Origin of the sequence: Legionella spiritensis (genome assembly GCF_900186965.1) — a bacterium.
Taxonomy (GTDB): Bacteria; Pseudomonadota; Gammaproteobacteria; order Legionellales; family Legionellaceae; genus Legionella_C; species Legionella_C spiritensis.
On record NZ_LT906457.1, the window covers coordinates 1,281,421 to 1,301,203 of the forward strand.

Sequence of the window (19,783 nt, forward strand, 5' to 3'; positions counted from 1 at the left end):
TGTTTTTTTACCCCGGACTCTTTTGCAATGAACGCTTGACGGAGAGCGGGTGAACAGAGTATCGGTTCATAAAAGCGATTTCGCTTGCAAGGATTTTGTTGATGATGCCAAGACTGGGCAGTTTTTTTTTAAAACTATATAAAAAATTACCATCTCTGCTGTTTGACGCGGCCGCGATCCCTGTAGCCTGGTATTTTGCATACTGGTTGCGTTATAACATGCAACCTTTCCCGGCCAATTTAATGTCCAATTACTCGCTGGCCTCCCTGTTTATTTTGATTTTCGTCCAGCTGGGCAGTTTTTATTATTTCAAGGTGTATCGTGGTTTATGGCGGTTTACCTCCATTAATGATGTGATGAGGATCATCAAGGCGACGGCGGCGGCAACGCTGCTGGTAATACCCCCGCTTTATCTGACTTCCCTGATTCAACATATTCCGCGATCGGTGCTGCCTTTGTACGCGTTGAATCTGGTCACGTTGTTGTGCAGCGGCCGGATGTTCATGCGTCTTTACCGTGATCGTAACGGGCGAGAGGAGTGGACAACCGGAGAGTCCAGGCGGGTGTTGGTCATTGGAGCGGGACACGCCGGGGAAAGTCTGGTCCGTGATCTTAAACGGACACATAATTATTTTCCGGTTGGACTGGTTGACGACAATCCTCGTAAACGCGGCATGGAAATACACGGCGTTCGAGTGTTGGGAGCCACCAGGGATCTGAGTCATCTGGTCGTTACGCACCAGATTGATTTAATATTCATTGCTATCCCTTCCGCGCGTTCGGCGACCATGCGCCGTATTGTCCATTATTGCACCAATTCAAAAATTCCTTTCCGCACTCTGCCCAGCCTTTCTTCCCTGATTGCCGGCCGGGTTGAAGTGAACGCTCTGCGCGAGGTGAGCATTGAAGATTTACTCGGGCGTGATCAGGTGCAGCTGGAATGGGACAGGATAGCTCGTTCCATAGAGGGAAAACGCGTTATTGTGACCGGAGGCGGGGGTTCGATTGGCAAGGAACTTTGTCGTCAAATCATCGCGTTGCAGCCGGAGCAATTATTAATCATCGATAATTCGGAATACAATTTGTATAAAATTGAATACGAGTTAACGGCCGGTTTTCCTGCGATCCCGCAGCAGTATCGCCTGATTTCAGTCACCGATGACGTGGCCATTGATTTTATCTTCCACCAATTCAAGCCGGAACTGGTTTTTCATGCCGCAGCCTACAAACACGTGCCGATGCTGGAAGATCAGATCCGGGTCGCGGTACTTAATAACATTATCGGAACGCAGGTGGTGGCTCAGGCCAGCGCGGAAGCGGGTGCGGAAAAATTTGTTCTGATTTCATCCGACAAGGCCGTGAATCCGACCAACGTGATGGGAACGACCAAGCGTGTTGCTGAAATTTACTGCCAGAACCTCAATGATCGGGTGAGCACCCAGTTTATCACCGTTCGCTTTGGCAATGTGCTTGGATCAGCCGGCAGTGTGGTGCCGTTGTTTCAAAAGCAAATGCGGATGGGCGGGCCGTTGACGGTGACGCATCCGGATATCCAGCGTTATTTCATGACCATTCCGGAAGCGTGCCAATTAATCCTTCAGGCTATGGTTAATGGCTATGGCGGCGAAATATTTGTGCTGGATATGGGAGAACCTATCAAAATCAGTTATCTCGCCGAACAGATGATTCGACTGGCCGGCAAGGAACCCGGAAAAGATATTGAAATCAAGTACACGGGGTTGCGGCCGGGTGAAAAATTGTTTGAAGAGCTGTTTCATGTTTCCGAGCAATTGACTCATACGGAGCATGAAAAATTATTCAAGGCCAGGGTGCGTCGTCTTGAATGGCGTGAATTGCTGCAAACGTTTCGTTTGTTAAACGAGGCGTGCCACACGCATAACAACGATGAACTTTATGTGTTGTTAAAGAGCCTTGTACCGGAATTCAATACCCGTCTTGAAGTAATAAATTAACCAAGTCTGAATTAATGAATAAAGAAGCATACCTGGAAACATCACGCTATCCGTTGTTACGGTTGTTAAGCTATATGAAAGGAGACCGGCGTCAATATATGGCGGCTATCCTTTTTTCCGTTTTAAACAAGTTATTTGATATTTTCCCGGAAGTATTGATTGGAGCGGCCGTGGACGTTGTGGTAAACCGCAAGGCGTCCTGGATGGCCAAGCTGTTTGCAAATCCCAATATGATGTTTCAGCTGGCCATGTTAGGCATTATGACTTTTATCGCCTGGTGTCTGGAGTCGGTATTTCAGTATTTATACAGCGTGCAGTGGCGAAATCTTGCGCAGTCTGTGGAACATCGTTTGCGTATGGAAACTTACCGGCATATTCAGTCCGCGCGTATGGAAGATATTGATAATACGGCCGTCGGCCAGTTAATTTCCATCATTAATGATGATATCAATCAACTGGAACGGTTTTTAGAGGATGGTATTAATCAAATCATTCAGATTTTTTCCTCTACCGTGCTCATTGGCATTATTTTCTTTATTTGTTCGCCGCTCATCACGGTATTTGCCATTTTACCGGTACCGTTTATTTTGCTGGGCGCTTTTTATTTTCAACACAAGCTGGAACCGAAATTTTTAAATGTGCGCAAGAAGGCGGCCGATATTTCATCGGCTTTGTCGACCAATTTAACCGGTTTAATGACCATTAAAAGTTATACGGCCGAGGCGTTTGAGGCGAAACGTATTGAAAAAATCAGTCTTGATTATCAAAACGCCAACCGGGAAACCATCGTCATCAGTTCCATGGTAACCCCGGTGATTCGGATTATGATTTTAACCGGATTTTTGTTTACCTTGCTCATTGGCGGTTATAAAACCATTCAGGGCACCATGAATGTCGGGGTTTTTAGTTTGCTGATTTTTCTTTCACAGCGACTGTTATGGCCGTTCAGTACGCTGGCTGATGTAACCGTTAATTTTCAACGCGCCATGGCGTCTACGACCAGGGCTTTGAATTTGCTGATCTGGAAAAATGAAAGCGGACAATCGCAACTTACAACGGTTGTTGAGCCTCATACGGAACAATCCGACGGCCTGGTCATGGTGGATTTGGGTTTTACCTACCCCGGAGCGTCACAACCGGTATTTACGGCATTTAATCTCGATATCAAACCATGTCAGACGGTTGCGTTTGTCGGCGAGTCCGGATCAGGCAAGAGTACTTTGATTAAATTATTATGCCGGTTTTATCAGCACTCGCAAGGGGATATTTTATGGAATGGTGACCGTATCAATGATTTTAATCTTGAGGAATGGCGTCATCATATTGCCCTGGTCAGCCAGGATATTTTTCTCTTTGAAGGTACTATCGCCGATAACATCGCCTACGCGAAGCAGAACGCGTCACCGGATGAAATTCGCCACGCTGCCATGATTGCGGGGGCCGATAAGTTTATTTCCCAGCTTCCTGAGGGGTATGACTCTTCTGTCGGCCAGCGCGGCAATTATTTGTCGGGAGGACAAAAGCAGCGGATAGCCATTGCCCGTGCTGTTTTGAAAGACGCGCCGATTTTAATTCTGGACGAGGCTACCTCCGCCGTTGATAACGATACGGAGCTGGCCATACAACAGGCGTTAGCCACCATTTCACATAATAAAACGACGATCATCATCGCGCATCGCCTGTCCACCGTGACCAACGCAGACAGGATTTATGTACTGGATAAGGGTGCTATTATCGAGCAGGGTACCCATGATGAGCTGCTGTCCGAAAAGACGTATTACCGGCATTTATGGTATATCCAGACTGGCGAGTATCGCTGCCAGAAAGAGTTGACCACCTTGATCTGATCTGTTTTTATGGATTTGGAGTCGTACAATACAAAATTACCCGGGAGACGTGTTTATTATGAAAATCATTGTGATAGGAGCTACAGGCGTGATTGGCCAGGCCGTGGTAAAGGAGTTGGGTGCCCGGCATGATCTTGTTCAAGCCAGTCGTAGTGGCGGGGATATTGAGGTGGATATCACCGACAGGAAATCTATTGAGGCGATGTTTAAAAAAACGAGCCGGATTGATGCGGTCGTGTTGGCAACCGGTAAGGTGCATTTTGACGATTTGACTGCCATGAGTGAAGAGACTTATCAAACAGGGTTGCAAAACAAGCTCATGGGACAGGTTAATGTGGTATTAATCGGCCAGCAATATCTGAATGAGGGTGGTTCGTTTACCTTGACTAGCGGTATCCTGTCCCGTGATCCGATTCGTTACGGCAGTTCCGCCTCCATGGTCAATGGGGCGATAGACTCGTTTGTGGTAGCGGCTGCGATCGAAATGCCCAATAAATTGCGTATTAATTGTGTGAGCCCAACGGTAGTGACTGAGGCGATGGATAATTACGCGCCTTATTTCAGAGGGTTTGAGCCGGTCAGCGCTGCCAGAGTGGCGCTTGCTTACAGCAAGAGTGTGGAAGGGCTGCAGACCGGGCAAGTGTATCAGGTCGGATAGGCGTTGTTACCCGGATCAGACGTTGCCGCGATCCGGGAAGATGTCTTTGAACTGGACGTGTTTATTCAACTCCAGAGCCATAAGCCGTTTTTTATGAAATCCACCCAGTTTATAAATGATGATGGGCACTATAAAGCTGGCTAATCCCATGGCAAAGGCGATTTTATAAGAGGGATCCCGGTTTAGAAGGAGAAACGCCAGGCAGATAACCATTAAAACAATGGCGACAATGCCGGTATAGGGAGAACCCGGCGTTTTGTAACGCAGGTCATCCGTTGTATAACCGGCCTTGTATAATCGTTTGCGAAAATTGATCTGTGCCCAGCATAAGGAGATCCATGCGGTTGCGCCGGTAAATCCGGAAACAAGCAATAACGCGATATATAACATGGATTGACCAAAGAAATAACCTGCGGCCAGCAATAGCCAGATAGCAATCAAGGTGACAATACCCGCGTTTTGCGGTACGGCGTTGCGGTTTAATTTGCCCAGGCGGTGTGGAGCCATGCCGTTTCGTGCCAGCGCATTTAAGGAACGAACGATGCCGTAGACGCCGGAATTGGAACAGGAAAGGGTCGCTGTAAGCGTCACCAGGCTGGTAACCGTCCCCGCCCAGTTTAAACCATAAAAATTAAGCGCGTCGGCGAATACGGAGTTCGCTAATCCCGCTTTTTGCCAGGGGAAAATCAAAACCAGGCAAAAAATAGGGATAATATAAATAAACAGGATGCGGAAGGTGACGTTGCGGATGGCTCGAGGGATCATGCGGGCCGGGTCAATGGATTCCCCGGCGGCCAGGCCGATGATTTCCGATCCCTGGTAATTCACCAGCAGAAGAACCATGGCGGTTAACAAGACCAGGTAGCCGTTGGGGAACAAGCCGCCCTGATCGAAAATAAATTTACCGCCAACAATACCGGGAGGTTGCGGGCCATGAACGAGTCCAAAAAAAATGATCAGGGACAATGCGACGAATCCCATGAGGGCGGCTATTTTAATGATGGCCAGCCAGAATTCGATTTCACCGAAAGTACCTACCTTGGCAATATTGATATAGGTAATTAAAAGACCAAAACATACCGCCCAGACATATCCGTTGATGCCGGTAAAATGCTGCATAATAATGCCGCCGGCGATGCACTCGGCCGGTATATAGGCGACCCAGCTGATCCAGTAAGACCATCCTACACCGCAGGCAATGGAGGGAGAAATAAATTCGGAGGTGTAGGTTATAAACGAGCCTGAAATGGGAATGGCGACCGCCAGTTCGCCCATGCAGAGCATGGTTAGGTAAATAATCAGCCCACCCAGAATATAAGCCAGAAATACGGCAGGCCCAACCTGGCTGACTATTTCACCGGTTCCGAGAAAATAGCCTGATCCAATGATACCGCCGAGTGCTATCAACTGCACATGCCGATCCTTTAGTCCGCGCCGGTAGCCGCCATCGTTAATGGGCGCATGATTGGGTTTGATATGGGTGGTCACGGACTGTTTGATCTCACTTAAGGTTAATGGCTGGAGAATTGTACAATAATTTTATATATTGTCCATATTTTTTAAAATGATTTGCAGCAAAAAAACAAATTTTTATAAGAAAACGTGCTGGAACGCAAGAATTATTTTTTAAAAATGATAGGCGTTATTTCCTATTGGTTGTTTCTGCGGATTATTGGCCTGATTATTACCGTTGCTTTGGTGATTGATTCGATTGTCACAGGCTGTAATTAAATCGTTTAAGTTTTTTATTGGTTTGTCAGATTCGTAAGCCCTGGTTAATTCGAGACTGTATTCCTTAATAAACCGGCATACCGTATTGCCCAGCGTCCCTTGTTGCAACGCTTTAATATCCCGGGGCGTTAGGAAATGGTTTTCTTTACATTGAAGCAAGGCAACCAGATGCTCGGCAGCCTGACATTTATCCGTTTTGGTGAATTGTGCGGCGGCAAAAAAATGATACGTGTCTCGTATATCATCCTCTCGTGTTTTCCTGTAATCAAGAATGTCGTTGATCAGAGCCTGAATAATATGATCGACGTTATGCCTGTTTAAATCATCGATGAGTGAGTTGACTGAAATCAATGCGTCAGTAGAGCCTGATTCCAAAGCCAACGAAGGGTTGTCTTTAAGAAATTGTGTGATCGTGCGTCCCAGAAGGCCATTGTTAAGCGCGCCGCGATCCCTTTTGCGAATCATCCTGATATCTTTCGGATCGTCTGACAATGCGCCTTGTAAACGTTGAACCGCTTCGAGTTTATCTTCCCGGGTGTATTGAAAAAAAGGAAGGATATGATGAGTTTTGCCGCCTTTCTCACGGGTACTTTGATAGTCGGTAATATGGCCAGTCAACGCTTTTTTGGCCGATGGCTTTGGGGCGGGCATGGCAACGGGTTGTTCCTCATTCGGTTCAATAATCGAGTGCCGTTCATCCTTATCCGTGGTTTCCGGCTGTATTTCATCGTCACAGTCGCTCGGCTCCTGTTTGCCGGACTCTTCAAGACACCATGCCTCAAATTGCTCCGGTTCGGTGGTATACTTGTCCAGAATATCAAACAAGAGCGGTAATTGTCCGCTACTGTCCACATCGCCCGTTGATAACTGCCAGGTTTGCAGTGTGTCACGAAGGTTAATCAGTTTCCTGCGTGTGGATCCGTCTAGGATAATCTTTGTCAGGGGTTGCTTCCCGAAGGTGTCTAAAAACTCGGCAACTGTGTTTTGAAAATCGTTGAGAAGGCTGTAATAAAGTTCAAAGTCATAGAAATGTCTTTTTAAATCAATACCCGATTTGACCATGTGATTCTGCACAGCCATGATGGTTTGCTCGATGATCGGTTTTTTTCCGGCTAAAATGACACTCAAGGCCAATGGACAATTCTTGCATAACAGGGTGTTCAATTGATGGCGCGGATCGTCTTGTAAATGGTTCATGGCGTCCTCGATCAGCGCGTCCATGATAGCCTGATCCTGTTGTTGCAGCGTGCGCAGTAACTCCTCATCAATGTCTTTTGTATGGCTATCTTTTAACAAGGCTACGATGGTTGGCCACTGGTGATGTTCAAGAGCCGCGGCTAACACTTGATCAAGAGGATAGTGTTCCAGCAAGACCCGGAGAACCAGTGGTTTCGCAAGGTTTTCTGCAAACAGATCAATATTCAGTTCCGGTTTGCTTTCCGATTGTTCGTAAAGCGCTTTGAGAACCTCATGATCGGCTTCATCCAGCGCATTGGCAATTAAGCGGTTTCTTAACACGCCGGAGCTGGTTTGGGCCAGTGATATTCTGGAAAGGCGGGGATCAAAAATAAATTCTTCAATAGAGGCGTGCAGGGATGCAAAGGGACGGTATTTTTCCCGCTTAACAAACTCATACAGGCGAACCAGTTTTTTTTCTTTATACACCTTTTCGTAAATGGCCCGGGCTTCCAGTCCGTCAAATAATTGATCGAGTTTTTGGTGAAGCGCTTTCTGATCATCAAACCGAAGCGGGGTAGCCAGCACTTCATTGGCGATATTCAGGGCTTTACTGGCGCAAGCCTGATGAAATAATTCTTTTTTATCCAGCTTGATAAACTGCGGTTGGGATTGCAATTTTCTAAAGAGATCCAGGTCATCGGCAGCCAGGGCGCAGTGAAGATAGGATGGAAAATCCTGATCCCGAAATACCATCTCGGATATAAAAAGAACCACAGCCGGCTTGCCGAGTTTGAATATCAGTTCTGAATTGCCCTCAAACTGTTGATAAAAAAATTCTTTAAACCCGGGATTCTGTAACGCGGTTTTCAAAAGAGCGACGTCGTCTTGTTGAACGGCAGTCCATAAAAGCTTTTGGGCCAGGGGGGATCGTCCAACATAGGAAGCACCATGGCGGAGCAAGAAAATGCTTCCCGCAATGTTTCCCTGTGCAAGCGCTTTGTAAAGAGGCAATCCTTCCGGCTTGTGGGCGATATCGATGTAATCGCGCAGTATTGCGATAATTTTTTCATCCTCTCTTTCTACGGCGTGATGCAATAATTGTCGGTAGATTTCCGGATCAAGGCATCTTTCTTCTGCGAGTAACAAGGCCAGCAAGCCGTATTCCTTATCATTTTCCAAACGAAAGTAAATGGCTTGATTTTTGGCAACAGCAGGGTATTGGTGGAGCAAATGCGCAATCGAACCTGCTTGACGATACGTCCTGGTAAAAGTACGGTATTGTTCTTCAAGCGTCAGTGGTGCAAAAAATTTAATTCGATCGGCGAAACGCAGATACTGTCGGCTAAGACTATAATGGTGAAGCGTCACCAGATGAGCGATTTCCTTACGAGTCTCCTGATAAAACAGGGTATCTTCTTCTAAGTTTTCCCCGGGAATATGTTCGCTGATTTTACTACGGTAAGTGCTGGTTTCTTCCGTGAATAACTGATTGAAACTTATTTCATCAAGGGCGTCAGACAGCTTTATAATCTTGTCCATTATCAAGCGGGCTGGGCGATTTTTTTTGATGGCCGCCAATTGCTCCTGGATATAGGCCATACAAAAAGATTTACCGTGTGCATCGTTGATGACGCTTTTATAAAGCGATTGGTTGTCGTAGTGAAGGGCGAAGCCCAGGTATTTTTTTTGTTGCTCCGGCTCTATAGCGTGCCAGTTTCGGGTAATAAACTGATAATGGCCTCGTTTTATAAGATTTCCAATCAATTTTTCATTTTCTTTGGTGAAAAACTCGTCACATCGGATAGAGCTGGTTAAAATGGCGGTGATTTGGTCGCAATCATTGACTTCCACGGCCTGCTGCAACAAGCGTAGTTGAGGCTCGGTGGAAATGACATAGCCTTTTTCCGTAAGAAAGGCGACCATGTCCTTGTTTGAGCATTCACAGGCAAAAAGTAGGGCGTCGTCGTCAAGGGGTTCTGAGTGCAAAGTCCGCCAGTTGTCGCGGATCACGTCATTTAGCTGATATCTGGTTAAAATCTGAAAAGCGCTCAGCCCTTCCTTTTTTTGGAATAAATCAATCCTGTCTTCCAGATTGCCTGAGCGCATCTTTTTGACGAATTCAACCCAACAGGAATCGGTATGGTATGCCAGCCATAATTCAAAAAATTCGGGATTTTTTCGTTTTAACAGTTCCCGCAGGGACGTGGAGTGGATGTTAAACCCTTTTTTTAAAAGCAATTCAAAACTGTAGAGAGACGATTTTTGAAGGATTAACTTGCTCAGATAATTATTTTTGAGCGGCATTTCCGGGAGTTTTTCCAGCCAGAAGGTTAATGCGCCGTGCCGGTCTTCCAGCACAGCCGTTTCTACGGCCAGTCTGATGGTGGCTTCTGACAGCAATGGCATATGATCGGCAAATAGTTGTAATGCTTCCTGGCTACCTGTTCTGGTGAGTTCTGTAACAATCGTGTTAATAATGGATAATGGTAGTCCGGACAAATCAATGCCGTATTCGTGATAAAGATCCAATACCTGCTTAAAGGAAGGGCTGCCGTAAGCTTTGGATGCGATGACCAGAAAATAAAATTCTTCGGTAAGATAATTTTTAAACACATGCTGTTCATACGAGGAATGTTTTATCAAGTCCTGGTAGTCGGATAACATCCTGATGAATAAAGATTGATTTCCTGCATATAACGCGCTGCTGAGAAAGAGCCGTTTTCCGCTTTTGTCGCTTTTGCGGTATTGTTCCCAGACAATGGCGTTGTTGGCTTCCCGAAGCAGTAAGGGAAGGAGTTCTTGCTGAGTCAGGCTGCTGTCCTTTTCCACAATGTAATGGATGGTTTCAACGTCCCGGGCATCGCATGCAAAATTGAAACTGTTATAATTCCGGTTGTCGTTACGCATTGAAAGTTTGCGTTGGAAGGCTTGCGCGCCATTTAAACTGGTTGCAAAAATAGCTTTTTTATCAGGGTAGCTGGTTTTTTGCCGATCATCAGGGTGCGCATAGGCGTGGATTGAAAAACCTGCCAGATTATTTTTGCAATATCCAAATTGCCTGGCCAGTTCATCTATCAGGTCTGTCGCTGTGGAGAATAGTTTTATATTGGATTTATCATCCTCGTCGGCAACGTCTTGATCTTCATCATAATTAGGATCATATATCTCATATTGGCCGTTAACACAGGTAACCGCGATGGCATGATTGGGTGATTGAATGTAGTAAGAGCGGCCTTCGTTACTCATTTGTGCAAAAATCTTTGCCCATTGTTCCTTGCTTTCCACGAGGCCGATATCGAATTCCCTTTTAATGGGTTTGCCGTCGATAAAAACCTGATTTTCCAGTTCGCCCTGATATGCTTTGCCCTTGGTGTATTTCGTGGTATTAAACGCGATTTCAATGTCGCGGATAAACAGAGCCAGCTTATCGCCCTCGCTAAATTTATAATGAGGGGGAAGTGATGCTAATTGCCGGCATAACCTGAAAAACTCGTCTTTTTTGCCTTCCAGTCGGTATTTAATATAAACAACCGCCAATCCGGCACAGATCCCTTCGGTATTCAGAAGAATCGGGGCGTCTTCCTGACTTAAAAAACGGTTAACCTCATTGATAATTTTGATTTGAGCAGGCATGTGTACAACTATGAGAATTTATAAATCAAATAAGAGTGGTGTATTATACATAAAAGTGATTAAAAAATAAACTAATTGGTGCTCGAAGTCGAAAGGAGGAATTCAGGATTTGATGTTGGCGGAGAGAGAGGGATTCGAACCCTCGATACGTTGCCGTATACACACTTTCCAGGCGTGCGCCTTCGACCGCTCGGCCACCTCTCCACAAAGGCGAAAGGATATACGTATCTTAAGGTGAAATCAATACCTGTTTATAAAACAAACAGAGCAACCGTATGCTTTGCTTCATTGGAATCCATGTTGTGTCGTCCCCGCGCAGGCGGGGATCCCCTTTCATCAAACGAAGTGAGGTGTTGTATTGAAAATGGATTCCCGCCTGCGCGGGAAAGACACAATTTGTGTACTTGAAATATTATATTAATACAAAATTGTATGATCTTGCCTGATAAAGCAAACAGGAAAAATCCTGTTTTACTTGTAGTGAGTTTATAAAATCTTTTTGACTTCCTAATGAACCACGATTATTATGCGCAAAATTAAATCATCAGGGTTTTATTATGTACGTTATTGCCATTTGCGGTGCTTATGGATCTCCCATCAGGACGTTTGCAGAAGATTTATATGAGTTTGTAACGGAGAAAGAAAGCAGCTTGTCAACAATTTTGATTGATGAGAATGAGTTTCTTCACGATGTCACGAAGAGGACTCTTGTGGACTTTCCCGACCTTGCAGCTCATATCAGGAAACAGGATGAAGATAGTATCGTTTTGGTCGTTGGAAACCGCTTGTTTCTCGATGAGAACTTGCAGAAAACATTTAATATTCGCCTGTTTATAGATACGGCAAACGATATTTGTCTGAGTAACCATATAAAAAGCCAATCTGAAAAGAGGGAACTTGACCTCGTGATCGATGAGTATATGAAGTTGCTCAAACCCGAAAACGATGACCACGTGAATCCGTCTGGAAAGCGTGCCGATGTTATAGTTCCAGCCGACAAGGATTTTACGATTATATTTAATCTTCTGTTTTCCTCTATACAGGCGTCTTTGTCGCCGAAGGAATCCAGAGTTTATGATGAACGTGACGAAGAGAAAAGCGGCTATAGCTTTTTTGGCTAAAAATCGAGCCGGTGGTATATACTAAAATATATGAACTAACAGGTATGAGCCGGCTATGAATCGTCATTTACTTGCACTGTTTTCAGGTTTGGCATTCTCTGCGCCACTTTACGCGTTCCCATGTTTTATGACATTGGTTAAAGACAGTTGCTGGCTTAACTATAATGTCAAAGTTGTTGTACAGGATGCCGTGGCGAACAAGGAAGTGCTGACCATTACCGTTCCTAAAGGTAAAAAATGGGCAAGAGAGCGTTTTGAGTGTCAGCCTGCTCAAAAATTCATGTATTTTGCCAGTTTTACTCCAACGATATGGGAAAATCAGGAGGATCTGGTCTATCGAGCCAAACGTTATTGGTTCATGCCCGGTTCGATAGGTGAGGGGGATACGGCATGGAATATTCCAATCTGTTATGCCAGAGATTTTGCCGGCACGCCGTTTCCTCCCGATGCAACGGGCAATTGCGTCTGTGATTTCAGTGACATTCCGGAGGTAAAACCACAGTCCTGATTATTTTAGGTTTTTCCGACCACAAGTATATTTTAAGTGGTAACCGCTTTGTGTATGATGCTCGCAACAGAGTTTATTACATGACATGAGTGGATGGCATGACTTTACCCGCATTAAGACAGCAAATAGCACAAATGCTTATCATGGGATTTGATGGAACAAAAATCGATGATCAAAGTCCGGTGCATCATTGGTTAACTACGGATGGTCTGGGTGGCGTTATTCTCTTTGATTATGATTTACAAAAACATATTCCGCAAAAAAACATGGTCAGCCAAAGCCAGGTTAGGACGTTAACAGGGCAGTTACGTGAGGTAGCGGCCAAAGCTACGCATGCCATACCGGAAGATATGCCGTTGTTTATCGCCATTGATTACGAAGGGGGTGCTGTCGATCGATTCAGGCAAATTGACACGGAAATAAAAGCGTTGTCTCCCAGGCAATATGCGGCCCTTTCCGAGCCCGAACGGCAGCGGGAAGCGCAAAAAATGGTTGAGATGGTAAAATTGCTGGGGTTTAATCTTAATTTTGCACCGGTGGTTGATTTGAATCTGACGGAAATGGACGGCATCATAGGTAAACTGGGACGAAGTTATTCACGAAACCCGGACGTTGTTGCGAAAATTGCCCGGCAATTTGTCGATGTATTTAGCGAAAACGGTGTGATCTGCTGTTATAAACATTTTCCCGGACATGGTAGTGCGCGAGGTGATACGCACTGTGGCATGACGGATGTTACGGAAACGTTTCATGATGAGGAATTGATTCCTTACCGTCTTTTATTGGGTAACCCGGCCCGAGAGGTTATGGTGATGACCGCTCATGTCGTTAATCGCAAGCTGGATGCAAGCGGGCTGCCAGCCACCTTGTCCAAGGACATACTCACAGGCTTGTTAAGAGGGCAAATGGGTTTTGACGGCGTTATTGTGAGCGATGATCTGCAAATGAACGCGGTCAGCAAGCAATATTCCCTGGCGGATTCCCTGCGATTGACTATTAACGCCGGAGCCGATATGCTGATTTTTGCCAATCAATTGGGAAAAATATCGCCGCGGGAAGTGATAGATGTGGTAGAGGCGCTGGTTCAGGAGAAAGCGATTGACGGTCACCGCATCCAGGAATCGTATCAGCGAATCAAGCGTTTGAAACAAACAATAGCACAATAGTGCCAGGATAACGTTCAGGATATTTACAGGATGAGGTACTAGGTTCCGTGAACAAAATTTCTAACGCATCCATATCAGCGCTCCGGCAAAGTGAATAAACCCTAAGAATGCTGAAATGGTTTTATCGAAACGTGAAAAAACCCTGCGGAAATGCTTTATTTTTGAGAAAAAAGTTTCGATTAAGAACCGCTCTTTATAGACCTCGTTATCAATTTTTCTTGGACATTTTACATGCTTTCTCGATGGGATCACCGGACAACAATTATGACTCTTCAGGGAGCTAATGAATGGCTGTGAATCATATCCTTTATCAGCAAGTACTAATGTATTGCGCTGTTCTTTTAGCAATTCAGCCGCTTGAGTAATGTCGTTTCTGTGTCCGCCTGTTAGAGTAAATCGAATAGGGTTACCTAACCCATCAACCACAGCATGTATTTTGGTAGTAAAGCCCCCTTTACTACGGCCCAGTGCCTGAGCTTCGTTTCCTTGTTTGCTATAGCCTGATGCGCAAGCATGAGCACGCACAATCGTTGCATCGATCATAACGGCCTGATCATCAATATCACTGACTGAACACATTAATTCAGACCAAATGCCTCGATCAGACCAAGCTTTATATCGTCTGTGAACCTGGCGCCAATGCCCATAATAATCAGGAAGAAGACGCCATTGACATCCCGTCCGCAATATATACCAAATCCCTTCTATAAATCGGCGCAATCTCTTTTCTTCTTGTGTATGAAGACCTTTTATTCCTCGCAAAAAAGAATAGAGTCGGTTCCATACTTGCTCTGATATGTTATTATTCATTTTGGCAGTTTTTTAGTGATTTTTCGACGGCAAATCGTATTTCACTATAGAAACTGCCTTTTTTTCAACTAATTAGAAATTTTGTTCACGGAACCTAGGGCGTGTCCTCATTCTGTTTCACAGCTAAAACCTGTACTAATTTGCTCAAATTACAGTTTGAATTCGTCAAATAGGGCTGCTATTCTCCTCATTCAATCTGCAATTTGCGCTAAATTATCCCAACTTTTAGCTCGCGAAACAGAATGAGGACACGCCCTAGCCTGTCATGAAGGAGAATCCGAAATACGGGACACCCGTTCGTCCTGGTACTTGCCTGCTCTCCCGGGACAATATTGGGACATGAAACCCGCAATACGGCCGCAGGCCTCCTTACGGGCTACTTTTTTGTAAAAAAATGGTGCCAGGAAAATCTGGTTCCCGGAACCTGGTTGACACACGTCTTTTTTGTGTTAATATATTTACTTTCTGATTAAAATAAATACAAGACAGGTTATGAAAAACATCCTGATGCAAATTGGCTATCGCACACAACTCCTGTTGTTTGCTTGTTGTAACGATTAAATCATTAGCCTTTTTTCTTCTTTCAGGAACGTAATCTACACAGGTATTTATTATGTGCTCCCAAGCGAAATCCGCTAAAAAAATCTGGCTTGGCACCCCTTTTCTCTATACGGTCATGATCGTGTTAGGTCTGCTGAGCGGTTGGTCCGATATAGCCGGTTTACAGAAATTCGGCGTGATGATTTCCGATATTTTTATCAGAATTTTCAAATGTATCAGTCTGCCGATTATTTCATTGTCCATTATCGTGACGTTATCAAATTATCGTGCCGATGGGCCGATGAGGCGGATCTGGAAACGGGCGATATCCTATACGCTTGGGACAACGCTTGTTGCCGCGACCGTCAGTTTTCTGCTGTATTTAATCATTCAGCCAGGTATGGTGGGTGTGGTAAAAGCAGTTTCTGCAGAGCCGAAGCCGGATCAATTTAATTACCTTGATCACGTTGCCAGTCTGATCCCGTCCTCCATTATGTCACCTTTCCTGGAGCATCAGGTGATAGGCGCCTTGTTGCTTAGTATTTTGACAGGTATTGCCATACGTTTTATACCCGAGCAGCAATCAAGAGAAACGATAACACAATTTTTTCGTGGCGCTCACGGCTTGTTCATGGTTATCACGCGCTGGATCATAGCGATCATTCCTTTTGGGCTTTACGGTTTTATCACAGCGATTGTCGTTCAGCTTCGTGACGGGATGGCACTCAAGGGCATAGGTCAATATTTGCTGGTTGTGGTGCTGGCCAATATCATTCAGGGATTTGTGATTCTTCCTCTTTGGCTGAGATCACAAGGGATCAAACCACTGGCAGCCATGAAAGGTATGCTGCCGGCCTTGTCCCTGGCCTTTTTTTCCAAGTCGTCGGTAGGGACGTTACCGGTTACCATGGAGGCGGCGGAAAAAAATCTGAATGTGAAGCCTGAAATCAGCCGTTTTGTCTTACCGTTGTGCACCAGCCTGAATATGAACGGGTGTGCGGCGTTCATTTTTGCAACCGTTATTTATCTGATGCAAAATCACGGTATGGTCTTGTCTGTCCCTATGATGCTTTTATGGGTTGTGATTGCCACGGTAGCCGCCATTGGTAACGCCGGTGTTCCTATGGGTTGTTTCTTTTTAAGTGCCAGTTTACTGGCCAGTATGAATGTCCCTATTACGTTAATGGGGATTATCCTGCCATTTTACACGTTGATTGATATGCTGGAAACGTCCCTGAACGTCTGGTCGGATTCCTGTGTGGCTAAAGTGGTCAATGAAGAGTTCGTATCCGGCGTTGACCCCGCTTTGTCTGATAATATTCCGGTTGTTGAGCGCGCAGCGTGATATCCGGTTGTTTTTTATGGCGGAAAGTCTTGTAAAAAACCTGTAGTCTCTCATGAAGGCGAAATACGGATTTCACCTCTGATTGTAACGCCATCCCGCATTTCGGCTTCGCCTTCATGGCGGGCTACACAGGAAGTCAGGATTATGAAACCAGTATCTGTTTACTGATGGAAAGATAGAGGGTGGTTAATGTTTCCAAATCACTCGCGGCAACGCACTCATTGACCTGATGAATGGTTTGGTTCACCGGGCCCAGCTCGATAACCTCCACGCCATACGGTGCGATAAAACGACCGTCGGACGTACCGCCGTCGGTTGACTGCCTGGGTTCCTGACCGGTTATGGTCCGAATCGCATTGATTGTGCCCTCTAACAACTTCCCTTGCCCGGTCAGAAAAGGTAATCCATTGAGTTGCCAGCGAATTTCAGGCTGCAGCTTGTGTTTTGCAAAACAGGCCTCAACCGCTTTTTGCAGGCTTTCCGCGGTTTGCTCGGTTGAAAAACGAAAATTCAATGTCATCGCCAAATCACCGGGAATGATGTTGCCGGCATGGCCTCCGGACTGGAGTTTGGTCACCTGCATGGACGTTGGTGGAAAATGCTCATTACCTTCATCCCATTGGGTTGTAGCCAGTTCCGCCAGGGCGGGACTGATAGTATGAATAGGATTTTCCGCCAGGTGAGGATAGGCGACATGACCTTGTTTTCCATGCAGGGTGAGTGCCGCGCTAAGCGAGCCCCGTCGTCCGATTTTAATAACATCACCGACTCGTCTATGGCTGGATGGTTCGCCAACAATACAATAATCGAGATCAATTCCCCGTTTTTTGAGTGCGGCCATTACATGAGGTGTCCCATGCTCAAATTCATCGCCTTCTTCCCCGCTGGTTATTAAAAAACCAAGGCTGCCGTCAAAACGGGGACAGGTCTTTACAAACTGTTTGGCCATAATCATCATGGCTGCCAGACTGCCTTTCATGTCGGCCGTTCCCCGACCAAAAAGCATCCCGTCTTGCTCCGTCAATTCAAAAGGATTGGTGGCCCATTTGCCGATGTCGCCAACGTGAACAACATCCGTATGACCGGCAAAGACCAGAAGGGGACGTTGATGGCCCAGGCGGGCAAAAAAATTGCTGACAGGCCCATGGTTGTAATATTGGCAATCAAAGCCAAGCTGTTGCAGATAGTTCACCATGAATTCCTGGCATCCGGCATCATCCGGGGTTACTGATTCAAAGCGAACCAGTTCGGCAAGCAGCGTTTGCGTGTCGGTCATTATTTTACGTCCCTTAACAGCTCGTTAATACTGACTTTGGAGCGCGTTTTATCATCGATTTGTTTTACGATAACGGCACAATAGAGACTATAGCTCCCGTCTTCGGAAGGGAGGTTGCCGGGTACGACAACGGAACCTGCGGGGATGCGTCCATAAGTTACGGTTTTGGTTAATCGATTGTAGATTTTGGTACTTTGTCCCAGATACACGCCCATGGACAATACGGAATTCTGTTCCACGATCACGCCTTCCACCACTTCGGAACGGGCGCCGATAAAACAATTATCCTCAATGATGGTCGGATTGGCCTGCAGCGGTTCCAGAACACCGCCAATACCCGCGCCGCCGGATAAATGAACATTCTTGCCTATCTGGGCGCAGGAACCGACCGTGGCCCAGGTGTCTACCATAACGCCTTCGTCAATATAAGCGCCTATATTGACATAGGACGGCATCAGCACGGTGTTTTTTCCGACAAACGCGCCTCGTCGAATCATGGCGTGCGGTACCACTCTGGCGCCTGTACTGGCAAAATCAGCTGCACTGTAACCGGAAAATTTAAGCGGGACTTTGTCATAGAACTGGCAAAATCCGGCATCCATCACTTGATTCGGGTAAAGACGGAACGATAATAACACCGCCTTTTTAAGCCATTGATGGACGACCCACTCCCCCCCGATTTTCTCTGCAACCCGGTAGCGGCCTGAATCCAGGCCGGTTAAAACTTCTTCTACGGCTTGTTTCAACGGCACAGGTGCGTGCTCCGGGGTTACATGGTGGCGCTGTTCAAAAAATTCTTCAATGAGTTGCTGTAATGAGTTCATATCGTTCAATATCAATTGCGAGAATTGGCTATATATTATAATGAAACCGATACGGTTTACAGCGACGTTCGCGACATTTTTTCTACGGTTTTTTGAGTTTCAACGAACCATCATTACTAGTATACTGCTCGCAAAAAGTGGCTTAAGGTATTTTAATTATGCGTTTGTTAATCACGGGAGCGGCAGGATTTATCGGATTTCATCTTGCCAGATCCCGCCTGGAGCAAGGTGACATTGTCATTGGCATTGACAATCTTAATGATTATTATGATGTGCGTCTTAAGCAAGCCAGACTGGAATTATTGCAGGTTTATGACCAATTTGAATTTTATCACGATGATGTGGTTGACGCGGATAACCTCCGAACTATTTTTGACAGGCATAAACCTGATCGGGTGGTACATCTCGCCGCTCAAGCCGGTGTTCGCTACTCGTTAACGAACCCTCAACAATACATCCAGTCCAATCTGGTCGGCTTTGGCAACATTCTTGAAGTTTGTCGCCATCATCAGATAGAGCATTTGGTCTATGCCTCGACCAGTTCGGTATACGGGGCTAACATTTTGCAGCCTTATATGGAAGAGCAGGCGACGAATCATCCATTAACCATATACGCGGCAACGAAGAAGGCCAATGAGTTGATGGCGCATTCCTATTCCCATCTTTATCAGTTGCCGACAACGGGTTTGCGGTTTTTTACCGTGTATGGTCCATGGGGGCGGCCTGATATGGCGTTTTTTTCCTTTACCAGAAATATTCTGGAGGGCAAACCGATAGCCGTTTACAACTTTGGTAAAATGCGGCGTGATTTTACCTATATTGACGATATAGTGTGTGGCATTTCTCTGGCATTGGATAATCCGGCAAACGCGAACGGGGAATGGTGTGGAGAAACGCCCGATCCCGGCAGCAGTCTCGCGCCCTATAAAATTTATAATATTGGTTGCGGTAATCCCGTTAATTTAATGGATTATATCGAAGCGATTGAAAAAGCGACGGGTAAAAAAGCCATTAAGGAGTTTCTGCCCATGCAAGACGGCGATGTGTTGTCTACTCATGCCGACACTAAACGACTGGCTGAGGAGTTAGGTTATCAACCGACGGTTGATTTCAGAGAGGGTGTTTCCCGTTTTGTAGCCTGGTACAGGGATTTTTATTGCTAAAATCAAATA

Annotated in this window: 13 protein-coding genes and 1 tRNA gene; 8 read left to right on the plus strand and 6 right to left on the minus strand. The window is 45.8% G+C overall.

Annotation, left to right across the window (positions count from 1 at the left end; genetic code table 11):
• Positions 1 to 101: 101 nt before the first annotated feature.
• From CKW05_RS05880 to CKW05_RS05890, 3 genes are read left to right on the plus strand one after another with little or no spacing between them, the layout of a single operon-like run.
• Positions 102 to 1,973: a polysaccharide biosynthesis protein gene (locus tag CKW05_RS05880; RefSeq protein ID WP_058482202.1), complete on the plus strand. Its 1,872-nt coding sequence runs from the start codon at positions 102 to 104 to the stop codon at positions 1,971 to 1,973.
• A gap of 14 nt (positions 1,974 to 1,987) precedes the next feature.
• A complete protein-coding gene (locus tag CKW05_RS05885; RefSeq protein WP_058482203.1) occupies positions 1,988 to 3,820 on the plus strand; it encodes an ABC transporter ATP-binding protein in 1,833 nt (610 codons plus the stop codon).
• A gap of 58 nt (positions 3,821 to 3,878) precedes the next feature.
• Positions 3,879 to 4,478: a short chain dehydrogenase gene (locus CKW05_RS05890; RefSeq protein ID WP_058482204.1), complete on the plus strand. Its 600-nt coding sequence runs from the start codon at positions 3,879 to 3,881 to the stop codon at positions 4,476 to 4,478.
• Between the two features lie 15 nt (positions 4,479 to 4,493).
• On the opposite strand, the gene CKW05_RS05895 is transcribed toward CKW05_RS05890, so the two are convergent.
• The 3 genes from CKW05_RS05895 to CKW05_RS05905 form a co-directional block, all read right to left on the minus strand.
• On the minus strand, positions 4,494 to 5,966 hold the full coding sequence (locus CKW05_RS05895; RefSeq protein WP_058482205.1) for an amino acid permease: 1,473 nt from the start codon (positions 5,964 to 5,966) through the stop codon (positions 4,494 to 4,496).
• A gap of 138 nt (positions 5,967 to 6,104) precedes the next feature.
• Positions 6,105 to 11,021, minus strand: coding sequence for a hypothetical protein (locus CKW05_RS05900; protein WP_058482206.1), 4,917 nt, complete (start codon positions 11,019 to 11,021; stop codon positions 6,105 to 6,107).
• Between the two features lie 116 nt (positions 11,022 to 11,137).
• Positions 11,138 to 11,225: transfer RNA gene (locus tag CKW05_RS05905), tRNA-Ser, on the minus strand.
• Between the two features lie 353 nt (positions 11,226 to 11,578).
• Between CKW05_RS05905 and CKW05_RS05910 the strand changes: the two genes are divergently transcribed.
• From CKW05_RS05910 to CKW05_RS05920, 3 genes are all read left to right on the plus strand, one after another.
• On the plus strand, positions 11,579 to 12,142 hold the full coding sequence (locus tag CKW05_RS05910; RefSeq protein WP_058482207.1) for a nucleoside/nucleotide kinase family protein: 564 nt from the start codon (positions 11,579 to 11,581) through the stop codon (positions 12,140 to 12,142).
• A 55-nt stretch (positions 12,143 to 12,197) separates the two neighbouring features.
• Positions 12,198 to 12,650, plus strand: a complete 453-nt coding sequence (locus tag CKW05_RS05915) for a hypothetical protein (RefSeq protein ID WP_058482208.1) — start codon at positions 12,198 to 12,200, stop codon at positions 12,648 to 12,650.
• A gap of 98 nt (positions 12,651 to 12,748) precedes the next feature.
• Positions 12,749 to 13,816, plus strand: coding sequence for a glycoside hydrolase family 3 protein (locus CKW05_RS05920; protein ID WP_058482209.1), 1,068 nt, complete (start codon positions 12,749 to 12,751; stop codon positions 13,814 to 13,816).
• Positions 13,817 to 13,876: 60 nt separating this feature from the next.
• On the opposite strand, the gene CKW05_RS05925 is transcribed toward CKW05_RS05920, so the two are convergent.
• The gene (locus CKW05_RS05925; RefSeq protein ID WP_058483223.1) at positions 13,877 to 14,626 is read right to left on the minus strand and encodes an IS5 family transposase; all 750 of its coding nucleotides are present in this window, start codon (positions 14,624 to 14,626) and stop codon (positions 13,877 to 13,879) included.
• 613 nt (positions 14,627 to 15,239) lie between these two features.
• On the opposite strand from CKW05_RS05925, the gene CKW05_RS05930 reads away from it, so the two are divergent.
• Positions 15,240 to 16,511 (plus strand): dicarboxylate/amino acid:cation symporter, encoded by a 1,272-nt coding sequence (locus CKW05_RS05930; protein WP_058483628.1) that lies wholly within the window; start codon positions 15,240 to 15,242, stop codon positions 16,509 to 16,511.
• Between the two features lie 142 nt (positions 16,512 to 16,653).
• Here the strand turns inward: CKW05_RS05930 and dapE are convergent, their stop codons facing one another.
• Positions 16,654 to 17,787 (minus strand): succinyl-diaminopimelate desuccinylase, encoded by a 1,134-nt coding sequence (gene dapE, locus CKW05_RS05935; protein WP_058483627.1) that lies wholly within the window; start codon positions 17,785 to 17,787, stop codon positions 16,654 to 16,656.
• Positions 17,787 to 18,611 carry a 2,3,4,5-tetrahydropyridine-2,6-dicarboxylate N-succinyltransferase gene (dapD, locus tag CKW05_RS05940; RefSeq protein ID WP_058483626.1) on the minus strand — a complete coding sequence of 275 codons (825 nt, stop codon included), beginning with the start codon at positions 18,609 to 18,611 and terminating at the stop codon, positions 17,787 to 17,789. Before dapD ends, dapE begins: the two co-directional genes overlap by 1 nt.
• Before the next feature lie 158 nt (positions 18,612 to 18,769).
• Here dapD and CKW05_RS05945 point away from each other — a divergent pair, with 158 nt between their 5' ends.
• On the plus strand, positions 18,770 to 19,774 hold the full coding sequence (locus CKW05_RS05945; RefSeq protein WP_058483625.1) for an NAD-dependent epimerase: 1,005 nt from the start codon (positions 18,770 to 18,772) through the stop codon (positions 19,772 to 19,774).
• Positions 19,775 to 19,783: the final 9 nt, after the last annotated feature.

Excerpts from the sequence above, each read along its gene's own strand:
- CKW05_RS05925 (WP_058483223.1), bottom strand. The coding sequence starts at position 14,626 with ATGAATAATAACATATCAGAGCAAGTATGGAACCGACTCTATTCTTTT.
- CKW05_RS05890 (WP_058482204.1), top strand. The coding sequence starts at position 3,879 with ATGAAAATCATTGTGATAGGAGCTACAGGCGTGATTGGCCAGGCCGTG.
- CKW05_RS05920 (WP_058482209.1), top strand. The coding sequence starts at position 12,749 with ATGACTTTACCCGCATTAAGACAGCAAATAGCACAAATGCTTATCATG.
- CKW05_RS05900 (WP_058482206.1), bottom strand. The coding sequence starts at position 11,021 with ATGCCTGCTCAAATCAAAATTATCAATGAGGTTAACCGTTTTTTAAGT.
- CKW05_RS05910 (WP_058482207.1), top strand. The coding sequence starts at position 11,579 with ATGTACGTTATTGCCATTTGCGGTGCTTATGGATCTCCCATCAGGACG.
- dapE (WP_058483627.1), bottom strand. The coding sequence starts at position 17,787 with ATGACCGACACGCAAACGCTGCTTGCCGAACTGGTTCGCTTTGAATCA.
- dapD (WP_058483626.1), bottom strand. The coding sequence starts at position 18,611 with ATGAACTCATTACAGCAACTCATTGAAGAATTTTTTGAACAGCGCCAC.
- CKW05_RS05930 (WP_058483628.1), top strand. The coding sequence starts at position 15,240 with ATGTGCTCCCAAGCGAAATCCGCTAAAAAAATCTGGCTTGGCACCCCT.
- CKW05_RS05945 (WP_058483625.1), top strand. The coding sequence starts at position 18,770 with ATGCGTTTGTTAATCACGGGAGCGGCAGGATTTATCGGATTTCATCTT.
- CKW05_RS05915 (WP_058482208.1), top strand. The coding sequence starts at position 12,198 with ATGAATCGTCATTTACTTGCACTGTTTTCAGGTTTGGCATTCTCTGCG.
- CKW05_RS05880 (WP_058482202.1), top strand. The coding sequence starts at position 102 with ATGATGCCAAGACTGGGCAGTTTTTTTTTAAAACTATATAAAAAATTA.
- CKW05_RS05885 (WP_058482203.1), top strand. The coding sequence starts at position 1,988 with ATGAATAAAGAAGCATACCTGGAAACATCACGCTATCCGTTGTTACGG.